This is a genomic window from Oricola sp., assembly GCF_022763245.1.
Taxonomy (GTDB): Bacteria; Pseudomonadota; Alphaproteobacteria; order Rhizobiales; family Rhizobiaceae; genus Oricola.
In genome coordinates, this window is record NZ_JALEGV010000041.1 from 865,534 (window position 1) to 880,479 (window position 14,946).

Here is a 14,946-nt window from a genome sequence, read left to right on the forward strand (position 1 = left end):
ATGAATTCGCGCAAACTTCCCGCATCGATTCGGGTCCTTCTTGAAGGCCAGTACGGGCTATTTTTCGCGGGAAACGGGCTATCACTTGTCGGTACCTGGATGCAGCGCATCGCGTGCAGCTGGCTGGTGTGGGACTGGACCGGGTCGGCGTTCTGGCTGGGTGTCCTGGCGGCCGGCGATCTGCTGCCCGTGATGGTCGTGGGACCTGTTGCGGGCGTCGCCGCGGATCGATGGGACAGGTTGTTGCAGAACCGGATCGCGCAGGCCATTTCGGCCTGTCTCGCCATCTCGCTTGCGGTCCTTTTGTGGCTCGACTGGCTGACGCTTTTCGTGCTGGTGGTTTTCGTGACCCTGCAGGGCACGGTTGTGGCGGCCGTGCAGCCGGCCCGACTGGCCATGGTTCAGCAGATGGTTCCGCGCGAGGACATGAGAGTCGCGGTCGGGCTCAACTCGGTCAACGTCAACCTGGCGCGGCTGTTGGGACCGGCGGCGGCCGGGCTGATTATCCTGCATCTTGATATCGTCTGGATTTTCCTTCTCAATGCCGTGGTCACGTTCGTTTTCGTCCTCATACTGGGTCGTCTGAGACTGGCGCCGCGCGATCGCATGCCCGAGCGCCGTCCGTTTCTGTCGCTGATGGGCGAAGGCTTTGGCTTCGTCTTGCGCACGCCGGCCCTGCTTCTGATCCTCGGCGTTTTGCTGGCGGGCGGGATTGCGGTGCGGTCAATGCTGGAGCTGGTGCCCGCGATCGCTGCCGAAACCTTCTCCGACACGGCGGCGGGCCTCGCCATTCTGACCGGCGCGTCGGCGGTGGGGGCGGTTGTTTCCGGTCTGACTGTCGGATCGGTGCCGGTCGGGCGCCAGATATTGTCTGTCCTCTTGTATTGGGGTGTTGGGGCCTGCGCGGTGCTGGTCCTGACGAATGCGCCGACATCGGTGGTTGCCGTCATCTCATCCGCCGTCATGGGGGCGGCGATAACCCGGGGGCTCGTGGGGACGCAGACCTATGTTCAGCTGACCACGCCCGATGCGCTGCGCGGCCGCACGCTGTCGGTGCATGGCCTGATCGCCCGCGGCAGCCCCGCGCTCGGCGCGCTTGCCATCGGCTACGCCGCGGACCGGGTCGGCCTTGCCGCGGCCGTGGCTGTTTCGTCGGTCGTGCTGGTGGTGCTTGTTGGCGTTCTCGTGCTCTTCCCCACTGTCCGCCGCCTCTGAAACGCCCGAGCGACCGATCAAGGCGTGAGGATTTCGAGGCAGAGATCCCGAAGCAGCCGGAAGGCCGCATCATGCAACTGGTTGTTGAGACGGCGTGCCCTCAGAACGATCTGCACCTTGAGACCCAGTTCCGGTTTCACGATCTTGCGGGCGCGAACGCCTCTTGCGGTGTTGACCGTCCGGTGGGCGCGCAGCGTGGCAACCGTTTTTCCTGATCCGTCCGACACCAGAGCGAATGTCGTGTCCAGCGCATCCACTTCGCATTCCACCAGCAGTTTTCGCCCGTCACGTGCCAGCGCGTTCTCAAGGGTTTCTCTGACGCGGTTGGGGCGGCTGTTGATGATGATCGGCTGGTCCACCAGTTCGGATAGCGGGATGTCGGGTCCCATCCGGATGCTTTCGCTGCCGGGCTCGGGTTCGTAGAAATGGAGCTTCTCGTCGAGTAGCTCGTGTATCTCCAGCATGGGCGAATTCGGAGCATCGAACAGCACCGCCATATCGAGCCGCCCGGCAAGCAGCCATTCCTGCAATTGCGTGGATCGGCCGGTCAGAACATGAACCTTGGCGTCGGGCAACTCGGAATGGAGCTTGCGCACCAGTGCGGTGGCGATCGCCGTCGACAGGGTTCCCGGCATTCCGATCGCGACGGATCCCGTGCGGCCGAGTCGCGCATTCTCCATGTCTTCATAGGTGCGTTCGAGCAACTGAAGAATTGATCGTGCATGCCCCAGCAGACGCTCACCGGCCTCCGTCGGCGTTACGCCGCGTCCGTTGCGGATCAGGAGCCGTTCCTTGAGTTCGACTTCGAGGCCGTTGACCTGGCGGCTCAACGCCGGTTGGGCGATGTGCAGATAGGCGGCAGCGCGACTGAAGCTCCCCATTTCGACGACTTTTACAAAGTAGGTGAGTTGCCGGATGTCCATCTGCAGATTCTCGATTATATTATGCCGGAATGGTATATCTGATACGTCGCTATGAAGAATAGTAATGGGTTTTCGGCGTCTGTAAAGTTCAAGAAAGCAGGCGGAAAAAGGCGGGAAATGCCCCGAAGCGACGGTTCGACGATGAGAATTTGGGAATGCGTGCTGTGCGGCTGGCGTTACGATGAAGCCGAGGGTGATCCCGATGGCGGGATTGCTCCGGGCACGCGCTGGGAAGACATCCCCGACGATTGGGTTTGCCCGGATTGCGGCGCCGCCAAGTCGGAATTCGATATGGTTGTGGTGGCCTGATCGTGTCGGCGACAGATCGAGCACCAGTCGTCATCGTTGGCGCCTCCCACGCGGGTGTTTCAGCGGCGTCGGAGTTGCGCGCCGCCGGCTACGCTGGGCCGCTTATGCTTGTCGGCGCGGAGTCGATTCTGCCATATCACAGACCGCAATTGTCGAAGGAATGCCTGGTTGGCGAGATGCGCGAGCCGGCCCCGATAAGGCCTGAAACCTTCTATTCCGATCGCGACATCGCCTTGCGCCTCGGGGTCGAGATCGATTCCATAGACCGGGCAACCGGCGAGTTGACCTGTGTCGGTGGAGAACGGATCGGCTACCGTTCTCTCATCCTCGCTACCGGCGCCCGCGCCCGCGCGCTGCCTTCGGCCATCGACGGCGCCGAAAGGGCGCACTTGCTGCGGAATAGCGGTGACCGGAGGCGTTTCGCTCATGCGTTAAGACATGCGACTTCGCTCGTGGTTGTCGGCGGCGGGCTGATCGGCCTGGAGGTTGCCGCGACCGCACGGGCCAGAGGCTTGGCCGTCACTGTGGTCGAGGCCGGACCTCGGCTGATGGCGCGTAGCCTGTATCCAGAAATCGCCCAGCGTGTGCTCGAGCATCATCGCGCTGCGGGAGTTGATGTTCGGCTGAATTCCCAGGTCCATGCAATTCGTGACGACCGCGTCGAACTGTCCGACCGAAACGCTGTCGCGGCCGATGTCGTGCTCGCATCGGTCGGAAGCGCGCCGCGTGTGGCGTTGGCGAGCGACGCCGGACTTGCCTGTGACGATGGCATCGTCGTCGACGCGTTCGGCCGTACATCGGCCGGCGATATCCTCGCGCTGGGCGATTGCGCGCGATGGCCGGAAGTCGGCGGAACGAGGCGTCACGAGAGCATCGCTGCGACGGCCGCGCAGGCCAAGGCCGTAGCCGCGGGCCTGCTTGGATCGGCGGCACCCGAAATCGGGCCGCTGAAGCTATGGTCCAACCAGGGCGATCTGCGCGTTCAGATGTGCGGGCCTGTTATCGAGAGCGTCTCCACGAGGATAGAGGAAGTGGAAGGCGACGGTTGCGTTATGCGCGCCTATGCCGGCAATCGTTTGGCTGCCGTGCAGGCTCTGAACGCCCCGTGGCCCTTCAATGCAGCAATTGGCGAGATTACGCGGGACATTGGCACATTCGCGGATGCCTGACCCGTACCTGTAAAATCGAATTATCGGAGGAAGCCATGCAGAGGGTGCGCTACAGCGAAAAGGAACCGGATCGCTTCAAGCGGGGGCGGGGCTGGAAGGTCAATCTCTTCGGACAGAATTCTGACGTTCCGGCAAAGGACCTCCAGGCGTTCCGCATTGACATGAGCGCGAACATGCAGCTCGACAGCCACTTCCATATCGTCGACCAGTTCCAGATCTTCATCGCCGGCAGCGGCACGATCGGACGCGACACGGCCAACATGATCACCGCTCACTATGCCGACCACCATACAGGTTATGGGCCTCTGATCGCCGGGGAGCAGGGCATGTCCTATCTCACCCTGCGATCGAAGACCGATGCGGGGCTTGTAAAGCTTTCCACGCCCAACGTGCGTGAACAGCTCAGGCCGACCAAGCGCCGCCATCGGGTTTCGTCCCAGGTCACGCTCTCTATCCCGCCGGTCCTGCAGCACTTGGAGGAGCCCGCCGTCGAAACCGTGATGGAGGAAAAGCTCGGCGACGACGGGATGACGGTCAAGGTCTTCCGCCTCGGTGGCGGAATGACTGTTTCCGCTCCAACGACCGAGGGGACTGGCGGCTACTATATTGTCGTGATGAACGGCTCCCTTATTCACGACGGGCATGAATTCGAACCCTGGTCGCTGATCTGGGTCAGCCACGAGGAGGCCGCGCCGGTGCTGGCGGCAGGTTCTTGCGGGCTTGAGGCGATGGTCGCGGTGTTTCCTGCTTGGGACGACTGGATGAGCGAGCTGGGAGAAGAATGAAGCCCGTGACCGATGAGCTGCGCCGGACCTTCGCACCGACCGAAATCCTGCGGGCGGCCCTGAATCATGGGAACCGGGTGTTGGTTTCGCGCAATGCTTCCGGTCAGGCAGAGGGGATAACGGTCGACCTGGCGAGGATAGTGGCCGAACGACTCGAGCTTCCGCTGGAGTTCGTCCATTACGAACGGGCGATCGATGTGTCCTCCTCCGCAACGGACGGCTCGTGGGATATCTGTTTTCTTGCCGTCGATCCCGGGCGCGCGGAAGTGATCCATTTCACGGATCCATATGTCCGGATCGAGGGCAACTACCTCGCGTCTCCCCTATGCAAGATGTCGGATGCTGTAACTCTTGTGCGCGATGGAGCGAAAGTCGGCACCGTCGATGGAAGCGCCTACACGCTTCATCTGAAGCGACAGGAGGGAGCGGAAAACCTCGTTGTCTACCGTGATATCGTTAGGGCGCTTGCGGCGATGGATTGTGGCGATGTGGAAGCGATTGCCGGCATCAGTGCGGCAATGGAGATCGAAGCTGCAACTCGGCCTGGAGCGCGCGTGCTGCAGCCGCCATTCATGGCGATCCTCCAAGCCATGGGGACGCCCAAGGCGCATACAGCAGCAGGTGCTTGGCTAACGGAATTTGTCGCAGAACTAGCGCGGTCCGGTTCAATAGGGGAAATCCTTGACAGACACGGGGTTGCCTCCGATTGTGCGGTCGTTCCGCAATGAATCCGGCGCGATTGAGGTGTGGCATCCCCAACTCTGGGGATTTATCTTGGCTTGAATTTCTGCTGTTCTGATCGTCCGCTTCGGGATAACTGCGCAGGTCATGGGAATGTCTGCTTCTGGCACGTCGTGAACTGGGACACAGGAAACCGCTTCTGCTTCAACAAGGGTACCTAATCGCCCCTGTTCTACGGCGGCATATGAAGAGTGGCCGTGTTTCCAAGGTCGCGCGCACCGCGTCAGAAGCAATGTTGCTGTAATTCCCAAACGCGGATGGAAGAGCCGGTAGGAAACGAGGGGCTGCTTTTGATACTTCGACCCCGTAGGCAGACAGTCCGCACCTGGCCACTTTTCTTGACGGTCCGAAATGCGCTCTCAATTCAGACGTTCGTCCGCGGATCGTGAGATGTCTGCTTTTGACCCGAAGCGGAAGTTGATGCCTCCTTTTGGGCAGAATATTATGGGCCCAAGTGTCTTGGAAGTTGGTGCCACCTGTCTTCACACCGCGCTGTGTTCACGCGGGAATTGGTGCAAACCTCGCTGGCTTCGATAGCCAAGTTCTCGCGAGAAGTTCGTTCTTATCGCCGAGGTGTTTGTTGCCCGCTCTGCTGAAGCACCACCGAGTCCTCCGTTAGGGAGCCGATTTCGCGGCTGTCGATACCGAGCACCCTAGACAAGATCTCGGTAGTCTGTTCGCCGAGTAGCGGCGGCGGGCTCGATGCGTCCAGCGGGTGGCCGTCGAGGCGAATCGGTGTGCGCAGCACTTTTATCTCGCCGGCCGCCGGATGGCAGGTGGTGTCGATCAGGTCGCGTTCGCGGGTGTGGGCCTGTTCGAGCGCCTGGCCGACATCGAGGATCGGAGCGCTCGGTACGTCGTATTCCTGCAGCCGGGCGAGCCAGTAGTCGGTGTCGTCGCGCCGCATGCGTTCCTCGATTATGGCTTCGAGCGTGTCGCGGTTTTCCAGTCGCCGCGAATATTCGCAAAACCTCTCATCGGAGACGAGATCGGGCAGGTCGAGTGCCTTCGCGAAATTGCACCAGAACTGCTCGGTCAGGCAGGCGACGATCACATGACCGTCGCTGGTTGGATAGGCGCCATAGGGCACGATGCTCGGGTGTTTCGTTCCAACCGGTTCGGGCGCTTTGCCGGTGACGAAATAGATCTGGGCCAGATAGCCGAGCATGCCGATCAGCCCGTCCAGCATGGATATGTCGATGCGCTGGCCCTTGCCGGTCGTCTGGCGCTGGACCATTGCGGCGAGAATGCCGAAAAGGGCGTAGATGCCGCCGGCCATGTCGCCCATCGGGATGCCGAGGCGATTGGGCGTTCCGCCGGCCTCGCGGTTGACGCTCATGATGCCGGACAGCGCCTGCGCGACAATGTCGAAGGCAGGCTTGTCGCGCAGCGGGCTGTCGTCGCCAAACCCGGTGATCGAGCAGTAGACGAGGCCGGGATTGTCTGCCGAAAGCGTCTCGTAACCGAGCCCGAGCTTGTCCATGACGCCCGGCCGGAAGTTCTCCACGACGATATCGCAGTTCTTTGCGAGATCCCTGGCGATTGCCGCGCCTTTTTCCGATTTCAGGTCGAGAGCGATGCTCAGTTTGCCGCGGTTCAGGGCGATGAAATAGTGGCTGAACGGTCCCTTGAAGGGCGGGAAGCTTCGAGTCTCGTCGCCCTTGCCGACGGTTTCAATCTTGATCACCTCGGCGCCCAGATCGGCGAGGATCTGGGTGCAATAGGGGCCGGACAGGATCCGGGAGAAATCGAGGACGCGGAGGCCGGAAAGCGGCCCGGGCCTGCGGCCCGCGGTCTTGTCATCATCCATGCCGTTCCTCCCGTTGGCGCGGTTTGACTGTCTTCATGATGCAGCTTGCCCGGATCACCTCCTCGCCCGCGCGGGTTACGATGGTTTCGACGAACAGCATCGATCCTTTTCGGGCGGTGATCCGCGCTTCGGCCTCGAGGAAATCCCCCGGCGACGCGGTGCTCATGAAACTCGTGGCCATATGAATGGTCACGACTGGCTGGCGTTCGGACGCCTCCCAGGCGACCATCGACATGACCTGGTCGGAGAAGGCGGACAGTGTGCCGCCATGAATGACGCCGATCGCATTGGCGTGGCGCGCATCCGTGGCAAGCCCGTATATCCAGCGGTCGCCGTTGCGTCTCGCGAGCACGGGGCCGATGGCCTCCATCAGTCCGGCGCCCTTGAGCGTTTTCCATTCGGACGCGGTCGCTGTCTCGTTCATCGCGCACTCGCCCGGTTTCCTGCGCTGGCAACGCCATCGCTGCCGATCAAGAGCGACGACACTTCGTCGCGAAGCGCAAGCATTTCGGCTGCAATCGTGTCGATGCCGATCGCATCGATCTTTTCGGAGATGCCGATCGTGACGACGCTGCGGATCATGCGGCCGGACTGGTCGAAAAAGGGCGCCGCCACGATGGTTACGCCGCCGATATAGGTTCCCTTGTCGACTGCGTATCCGCGCTGCCGCGTCTCGTCGACCTGCGCCTTCCAGTCTTCATAGGCAGGGGGGTGCTCCCAATGCAGCCGGGCGAAGCTCTTCTTCAGTTCGGCTTCCGGGATGGCGCTGAATGCCGCGAAGCACCGGCCCGTCGCGCTGATCAGCGCGGGAAAGCGGCTGCCGAGATCGACCTGGAGCCTGAACGGCAACGGTGCCTGCGAGAGCGCCACCACGACCATGTGGTCGGCGTCGCTCATCTGTGTCGCGATGCCGGTCACGCCGAAATTCATCGAAAGGTCGGTCAGCCGCCGCTCGACGATATTGGCGAAATTGTTCTTTTGGATGGCGCTTCGTGCTATCGGCAGGATGCCCACATCGATCGAATAGCGTTTCGAGACGGGATCGAATTCGACAAGGCCCTCGTCCACGAGCACGCGCAAGATGTGCAGGCAGGTGCTCGGGATCAGTTCGAGCTCGCGTGCGATCTGGTTGACGCCGACCGGCTCATTGGCCTTGCCAAGCTGCCTGAGGATGCAGATCGCGCGGGTAACCGCCGGCACCTGACGCCGCCGCATTTCCCGGTCGCCCGTTTCCGTCATTCGTGAACCTCCCATGTTGTATATGTACAACAGCCTGCGCTGCTGGACAACAACGCTGAACGGATTATCCGCTTTCGGATTTCAATGCAACCGCGGCGTTGTTGCACATATACAAGAACTCGCGAGCGGCCCGATTTCGCTTTGTGTCCGGCTCATTTCAGTCCTAGAGGGGGGTAAAATAATACATTAATATCAATCGTTTGCGTCTTTATTCGGCAGGGCTTTCCAAACAGGCGCGCTTGCGCCGGGGTATTTTGCTCATGTTGTATATAGACAATAAAAAAGCGTATTGACAACAAATTGCGCCGATCACTAATGTCTGCCCGACCGACGATGAGAGTGGAGGAGAACCGTCGTGAAGCTGACCGACTACACGTCGTATGCGGATGCGCACACGCACTATTCGAAGGAGGCTCTCTGGGCGCTCTTCGACGGGACGCGCGAACGGTTCAACATCGCCCATGAATGCATCGACCGGCATGTGGATGGCGGCAATGTCGCGCTGCGCATCGCGCATGCGGACGGTCGCGACGAGATCGTCACCTTTGCCGAGCTCGGCCGGCGCTCCTCGCAATTCGCGCATTATCTGACCGGCGGTGGCGTCGGGAAGGGCGATCGCGTCGCGGTCATGCTCGAGCCGTCTCTCGGCTATTATTGCGCCTTGTTCGGGGCCATCAAGGCGGGCGCCGTCGCCGTGCCGATGTTCACGCTGTTCGGGCCCGAAGGCATTCGCCTGCGCGCCGAAGACTGCAAGCCGAAGCTGATGTTCACTAATGGCGAGAAGGCCGCTGATGCGCGTGAGGCCGGCAATCTGGACGTGGTGGTGGTCGACGACGCCTTTCTGGCCTCGATCGACGATCTGCCCTCGACCTTTGAGTGGGACACCGCCGGCAACGACCTCGCGGTACTCCAATATACTTCCGGCACGACGCGGCAATTGCCGGCCGCGGTCAGGCACACCCATCGTTCGATCGTGACGCTGATGGTCGCAGCGCTCTATGCGACCGGCATCCGCCCCGGCGACCGCTTTTTCTGTCCGTCGTCGCCGGCCTGGGGGCACGGGCTATGGCACGGCACGCTGGCGCCGCTCGCGCTCGGCGTCTCGACGGGAACCTTCTCCGGCAAGTTCGATCCGGTGCGCCTTTTGAAAGCGCTGCAGGATTTCGAGATCACCAATCTCACGGCCGCGGCAACCCACTACCGGATGATGCGCAACAGCGGTCGCGCCGAGGATTTCACCTATCGCTTCGAGAAGCTGACCTTTACCGGCGAGCCGATCGACAGCGAGACCGCCGCCTATGTCGAACGGGTCTTCGGCGTGAAGGTGCGTTCCATGTACGGCACGACCGAGATCGGGGTGATCATCGCCAACTATCCCGGCGCGGACGATCTCGAAGTGCGCGACGGCGCGATGGGCAAGGCGGTGCCGGGCGTCGAGGTCGAGGTCCAGGACGCCGACGGCAGGCCCGCGAAGCCCGGCGAGATCGGCGAACTGATGGTCAGGAAGGGCGACGAGTGGTTCCCGACCAAGGATCTCGGGCGCGTCGACGAGGACGGCTATTTCTATCATGGCGGCCGCGCCGACGATGTCATCATCTCGGCGGGCTGGACCATCGGCGCCATCGAGATCGAGGACGCGATCCTGAGGCATCCCGACGTCGCCGAGGCGGCCGCGATCGGGGTGCCCGACGAGGTTCGCGGCCAGGTGGTCAAGGCCTATGTCGTCCTTCGCGGGGCGGAGCGTTCGGGGCTGGTCGAGGAGATCCAGGACCTCGTCCGCCAGAATCTGAGCCGCCACGAATATCCGCGGCAGGTCGAGTTCGTCGACAGCCTGCCGAAGACGCCGGCCGGAAAGGTCAATCGAAAAATCCTGCGCGACGAGGTCGCGCAAGCAATAGCCGGCGCGGCCTGACCGCCGCGCCTCGCGAGTTCCTGAACGAGAGGGTCACATGAACGAGATCGTACACAAGCAATTTCCGAAAATCAGCGAGGAGGGCCTCGCCGATCTGCGCCAGCGCATCGGGGTGAAGATCGAAAAGACGGTCGAGCCGTGGTGCTATGAGGCGACGCGCGACAACATCCGCCATTACGCCCATGGCATCGGCGACGACAATCCGCTGTGGTGCGATCCCGACTATGCGAAGACCACGAAATTCGGCGATGTCATCGCGCTTCCGAGCTTCCTGTTTGCGACCAGCCGCATCATTTCCGGCTATGTCGGCGGGCTGCCCGGCGTGCATGCGATGTGGTCCGGCGCGGACTGGACCTGGCACAAGCCGATTGCGCGCAACACGGAGATCCGCACCGAGGCCTATCTGAAGGATCTCGTCGAGCACGACACCCGTTTCGCCGGGCGCGCGATCCAGCAGATCTATCATGTCGATTTCTTCGATGCGAGGACCGGTGACATGCTCGCCGAGGCCGACAGCTGGTGCTTCCGCACCGACCGCGACCAGGCACGCGAGAAGGGCACCAAATACAAGGAAGTGCGCGAGCGTGCGCCGCGCGTCTACACGCAGGAAGAACTGGACGCCTATTACAAATATTACGAGCAGGAGAAGATCCGCGGAGCCGACACGCTCTACTGGGAGGACGTCGCCGAGGGCGAGGACCTGCCGACCATGGTCAAGGGCCCGATGACGGTCACCGGCTTCATTGCTTACGCGCAGGGCTGGGGCGGTCTCTATATCCGCGCCAACAAGCTGGCCTGGCAGTTGCAGCAGAAACATCCGGGCGCCGGCATCAAGAACCGTTTCGGGATTCCCGATTGCCCCGAGCGGGTGCATTGGGAAGAGGAATTCGCGCTGATGGTCGGCGCGCCTGGTGCCTATGATTACGGTCCGGAACGCTGCTCGTGGCTGACTCACCAGATCACTAACTGGATGGGCGACGACGGCTTCCTGCGCAAGGCGAAAAGCCAGGTGCGTCGTCACAATCCGGAGGGCGACGTCGTGCTCATCAATGGCCAGGTGACGCGCAAATTCGTCGAGAACGGCAAGCATCTCGTCGAGATCTCGCAGCGCGCCGTCAACCAGGACGATGAACTTTCGGCGATCGGCACGGCCATCGTCGAACTGCCGAGCCGCTAGGCGAATGCATTGCGGGCGTCATCAGGCGTCCGCCATGGCTTCGCTGACCCGGGAATGACTTTGGGAGGAGGTCCCGTGCAAAGACTGGACGGACTATTGAGCAGGATCGAGGACGCGCTGCATCTGCTCGGCTGCGCCTCGCTGGTGCTGATCGCTGTCCTGATCAACGGGGACATCTTCGGCCGGCTGCTATTCAGCACGCCGCTGCAGTTCCAGTTCGAAATGGTCGAATTCTATCTGATGCCGGCGGTCGCGACGCTGTCGCTGTCGCGGGTCTTCCGCGATGGGGGCCATCTCGCGCTGGAATTCATAACGCCCGAAATATTCGGTTCGTTCTGGCCGGCAGTGCGTATCTTCATGCTGGTTGCGGCCGCCATCTTCTTCGTCGCCGTCACGATCATGTCCGGCCAATTGGCCGCGCACGCCCTTTCCGAGAACCTGGTCTATTTCGGCATCGTCGATTGGCCTCTCGGTTGGGCCTATCTCTCCGTTCCCGTCGGCTGCGCCGTGCTCACGGCGCGCCTGCTGTTCGAAACCACAACCACAAGAAGCGTGCAAAGCGCCACCGCTCATCATTAGTTATCGAGGAGGAATACCAATGAAGAACCTTGCTTTCGGCCTTCTGGCGGCGGTTGCCGGCTTGGCCCTGATACCGGCGAATGCCGCAGAACTTCGCCTCGGCGATTTCCAGTCGACCACCCATATCGTCTCCAAGGAGGGAACGCAGAAATGGATGGCCGAAGTCAATGAAATGACTGGCGGGGAGGTGGCCTTCCAGCATTTCCCGGCCGAGCAGGCGGCGAAGTCGAAGGAAATGCTCGACGCGGTCAAGAACGGGATCCTCGATGCCGGCCTGATCGGGCCGATCTATCATGCCGAGGAACTGCCGCTGAACTCGGTGGTCGGCCTGCCCGGCTTCTATACGTCGGCGGTGCAGGGCACCGAAGCGCTACAGACCATGATGGCCGACGGTCCGTTGCGCGGGGAAATGCTCGCAGCCGGCGTGGTGCCGATCTTCGCTTTCGTGCTGCCGCCCTACCAGATCCTCTCCAAGGACGTCCGGCTGGGCATGCCGGACGAGTGGAAGGGCCTGCATATCCGCACCAGCGGCGCGACCCAGGCGATGATCGCACGCGATCTCGGCGCTGCCGGCGTCAGTATCGGTGGGCCGGAAGTCTATTCGGCGGTCGAGACCGGACGTCTCGATGGCGTGCTGTTCCCGCTCGCATCCGTGCCGGGCTACAACCTTCAGGAAGTGGTCAAGCACATTTCGACCAACGGCTCCTTCGGCGGCTACAGCTTCGTGATGGTGGTCAACAAGGACAGCTATGACGGTCTTTCGCAGGAGGCAAAGGACGCCATGGCGAAGGCCGGCGCCGATGCGGCCGCGCATGTCGCCAAGGTGCAGGACGAGTCCGTGTCGAAGCTGACCGCGGAATGGGCGGCCAATGGCATCGACATCTACAGCTTCACCGACGAGGAACGCGCCGCCATCAATGAAGCGATTGCCGGCGCGCAGCAGGAGTGGCTGGAAAGGATCGGTGGACGCAATCCCAAGGCCGCCGATGTCGTCGCGCAGTACAAGACGCTGACGAGCGACTGACGCCAATCGCGGACAAGGCGCCGTAACCCGCCATCGGCCGGTTGCGGCGCCTTCGCCCAATCCACGGGATCGACGATGCTCTCTTTGCTGCTTGTCATGCTCTTCATGATCGCGCTCATGCTGATCCGCATGCCGATCGCCTTTGCGGTCGGGCTGGCCGGGATCGTCGGGCTCATCGTTCAGCTCGGCCCAAAACCGGCGCTGTCGGTGCTCGCGCGCACCTATTACACCTCGTCGTCGGGCTTCATCCTGGTGGCCATTCCGCTGTTCATCCTGATGGCACATCTGCTGACGGCCGGAGACGTAACACGGCGCGCCATTACCGCCTGCCAGGCCTGGATCGGGCATCTCAGGGGCGGTCTTGCCATGGCAGCGATCGCGGCTTCGGTGCTGCTCGCGGCGCTAGTCGGCAGCAGTACGGCGTCCGCTGCCGCCATGGGCGCGACGGCGTTCCCCGAAATGCGCCGGCACGGCTATAGCGATCAGCTCGCGGCGGCCGTGGTCAGCGTGGGCGGGACGCTTGCCGTCATGGTTCCGCCGAGCATCGTGCTCGTCGTCTACGGGGTTCTCACCGAGACCTCGATCGGCAGCCTGTTCATCGCCGGGCTCGTGCCGGGCCTGCTGACTGCGCTCGGGCTCGCGGCGGTCGTCAAGTTCATCGCCGTCACGACGGATCAGGCGCCGAAGGGGCCGCCGCTCCAGCTGCGCCGGGCGATCGGTGAATCTCGCCACATCTGGCCCATTTCAGTGCTGATCGTCTTGGTCATCGGGGCGATTTATGGCGGGCTTGCCTCGCCGACCGAGGCCGCGGCCTTCGGCGTGTTCGGGGCGCTGCTGCTCGGGGTCGCCCAGCGCAGCATCAGCTTCAAGGGGTTCAGTTCAGCGGTCAGCGCAGCCATCGCCTCGACGGTGATGATCATCGCCATCGTTGCCTGCTCGGCGATCTTTTCCAACTATCTCGCCTTCACCCGCATCACCCATACGGTTCTGGAAGCGGTCAACGGCTCCGGCTTGCCGCCCTACGCGATCCTTATGCTGGTCGTCCTCGCTCTGCTGCTGCTGGGCATGGTCATGGACCAGCTCGCCATCCTGTCGCTGACCATGCCGCTGGCCTTCCCGGCGATCATGGCGCTCGACTTCGACCCGATCTGGTTCGGGATCATCGTGACGAAGACGGTCGAGATCGGACTGCTGACGCCGCCGCTCGGCCTCAACGCCTATGTGACGGCCGGGCAGACCAAGGTCCCGCTGGGAACCGTGTTCAGAGGGATCGTTCCCTTCATCGTCGTCGATCTGGCGATCCTCGGTATCCTGATCGCATTTCCCGAAATCACCCTCTTTCTGCCGAGCTTGATGAAGCATTGAACGGCCCGGTACGGAATTTACGATCATGAGCAAGCTGGAAAGCGCGATGGCGCATGGGTCTTCGAATTTCGCGGCGAATGCGGCTTCGATGGAGGAGCAGTGTTCGGCGATCGCTACGGAAGCGGCGCGCGTCATGGCGGGCGGCTCGCCGGCCTCGCGCGAGCGCCATGTCGCGCGCGGCAAGCTTCTGCCGCGCGACCGGATCGCCGGCCTGCTCGATCCCGGCTCGCCGTTTCTGGAGATCGGCCTGTTCGCCGCCTCGGGCGTCTATGAGGACGACATTCCGTCGGCCGGCGCGATCGCCGGCATCGGCCGCGTCGAGGGGCGCGACTGCATGGTGCTCGTCAACGACGCGACGGTGAAGGGCGGCACCTATTATCCGCTCACCGTCAAGAAGCACCTGCGTGCCCAGGAGATCGCCGAGGAGAATCGGCTGCCCTGCATCTATCTGGTGGATTCGGGCGGGGCGAACCTGCCCAACCAGGACGAGGTGTTTCCCGACAAGGAACATTTCGGCCGCATCTTCTTCAATCAGGCGAACATGTCGGCCAAGGGCATCGCGCAGATCGCGGTTGTGATGGGCTCGTGCACGGCGGGCGGGGCCTATGTGCCGGCGATGAGCGACCAGACGATCATCGTCAAGAAACAGGGCACGATCTTCCTCGCCGGTCCGCCGCTGGTGAAGGAGGCGACGGGCG

At 62.4% G+C, this 14,946-nt stretch carries 15 protein-coding genes; 11 read left to right on the forward strand and 4 right to left on the reverse strand.

What is annotated here, in order from left to right; genetic code table 11:
- Window positions 1-1,215, forward strand: a complete 1,215-nt coding sequence (locus MRY80_RS24810; RefSeq protein WP_293294142.1) for an MFS transporter — start codon at window positions 1-3, stop codon at window positions 1,213-1,215.
- 17 nt (window positions 1,216-1,232) lie between these two features.
- Here MRY80_RS24810 and MRY80_RS24815 read toward each other — a convergent pair whose 3' ends face one another.
- Window positions 1,233-2,138, reverse strand: coding sequence for a LysR substrate-binding domain-containing protein (locus tag MRY80_RS24815; protein WP_293294143.1), 906 nt, complete (start codon window positions 2,136-2,138; stop codon window positions 1,233-1,235).
- Between the two features lie 141 nt (window positions 2,139-2,279).
- Here MRY80_RS24815 and MRY80_RS24820 point away from each other — a divergent pair, with 141 nt between their 5' ends.
- Genes MRY80_RS24820 through MRY80_RS24835 form a run of 4 tightly spaced genes read left to right on the forward strand, consistent with a single transcriptional unit; the run spans window position 2,280 to window position 5,129 of the window.
- Complete coding sequence (locus MRY80_RS24820) at window positions 2,280-2,447, forward strand: rubredoxin (RefSeq protein ID WP_293294231.1); 168 nt, start codon at window positions 2,280-2,282, stop codon at window positions 2,445-2,447.
- Between the two features lie 2 nt (window positions 2,448-2,449).
- The gene (locus MRY80_RS24825) at window positions 2,450-3,616 is read left to right on the forward strand and encodes an FAD-dependent oxidoreductase (RefSeq protein ID WP_293294145.1); all 1,167 of its coding nucleotides are present in this window, start codon (window positions 2,450-2,452) and stop codon (window positions 3,614-3,616) included.
- A 35-nt stretch (window positions 3,617-3,651) separates the two neighbouring features.
- Window positions 3,652-4,401: a hypothetical protein gene (locus MRY80_RS24830; protein ID WP_293294147.1), complete on the forward strand. Its 750-nt coding sequence runs from the start codon at window positions 3,652-3,654 to the stop codon at window positions 4,399-4,401.
- 5 nt (window positions 4,402-4,406) lie between these two features.
- Complete coding sequence (locus tag MRY80_RS24835) at window positions 4,407-5,129, forward strand: transporter substrate-binding domain-containing protein (protein WP_293294149.1); 723 nt, start codon at window positions 4,407-4,409, stop codon at window positions 5,127-5,129.
- Between the two features lie 575 nt (window positions 5,130-5,704).
- Here MRY80_RS24835 and MRY80_RS24840 read toward each other — a convergent pair.
- Genes MRY80_RS24840 through MRY80_RS24850 form a run of 3 tightly spaced genes read right to left on the reverse strand, consistent with a single transcriptional unit; the run spans window position 5,705 to window position 8,191 of the window.
- On the reverse strand, window positions 5,705-6,952 hold the full coding sequence (locus MRY80_RS24840) for a CoA transferase (protein ID WP_293294151.1): 1,248 nt from the start codon (window positions 6,950-6,952) through the stop codon (window positions 5,705-5,707).
- On the reverse strand, window positions 6,945-7,376 hold the full coding sequence (locus MRY80_RS24845) for a PaaI family thioesterase (protein WP_293294153.1): 432 nt from the start codon (window positions 7,374-7,376) through the stop codon (window positions 6,945-6,947). Before MRY80_RS24845 ends, MRY80_RS24840 begins: the two co-directional genes overlap by 8 nt.
- Window positions 7,373-8,191 (reverse strand): IclR family transcriptional regulator, encoded by an 819-nt coding sequence (locus MRY80_RS24850; protein WP_293294154.1) that lies wholly within the window; start codon window positions 8,189-8,191, stop codon window positions 7,373-7,375. The genes MRY80_RS24845 and MRY80_RS24850 overlap by 4 nt, the downstream gene beginning before the upstream one ends.
- 355 nt (window positions 8,192-8,546) lie before the next feature.
- On the opposite strand from MRY80_RS24850, the gene MRY80_RS24855 reads away from it, so the two are divergent.
- The 6 genes from MRY80_RS24855 to MRY80_RS24880 all read left to right on the forward strand — a co-directional run.
- Window positions 8,547-10,103: an AMP-binding protein gene (locus MRY80_RS24855; protein ID WP_293294156.1), complete on the forward strand. Its 1,557-nt coding sequence runs from the start codon at window positions 8,547-8,549 to the stop codon at window positions 10,101-10,103.
- A 37-nt stretch (window positions 10,104-10,140) separates the two neighbouring features.
- Window positions 10,141-11,280 (forward strand): MaoC family dehydratase N-terminal domain-containing protein, encoded by a 1,140-nt coding sequence (locus tag MRY80_RS24860; protein WP_293294158.1) that lies wholly within the window; start codon window positions 10,141-10,143, stop codon window positions 11,278-11,280.
- 75 nt (window positions 11,281-11,355) lie between these two features.
- Complete coding sequence (locus MRY80_RS24865; protein WP_293294159.1) at window positions 11,356-11,859, forward strand: TRAP transporter small permease subunit; 504 nt, start codon at window positions 11,356-11,358, stop codon at window positions 11,857-11,859.
- A gap of 19 nt (window positions 11,860-11,878) precedes the next feature.
- Window positions 11,879-12,883, forward strand: a complete 1,005-nt coding sequence (gene dctP / locus MRY80_RS24870; protein ID WP_293294160.1) for a TRAP transporter substrate-binding protein DctP — start codon at window positions 11,879-11,881, stop codon at window positions 12,881-12,883.
- 75 nt (window positions 12,884-12,958) lie between these two features.
- Window positions 12,959-14,248: a TRAP transporter large permease gene (locus tag MRY80_RS24875; protein WP_293294162.1), complete on the forward strand. Its 1,290-nt coding sequence runs from the start codon at window positions 12,959-12,961 to the stop codon at window positions 14,246-14,248.
- 25 nt (window positions 14,249-14,273) lie between these two features.
- Window positions 14,274-14,946: carboxyl transferase domain-containing protein (locus MRY80_RS24880; protein ID WP_293294164.1), on the forward strand; the 673-nt coding region annotated here is incomplete at its 3' end.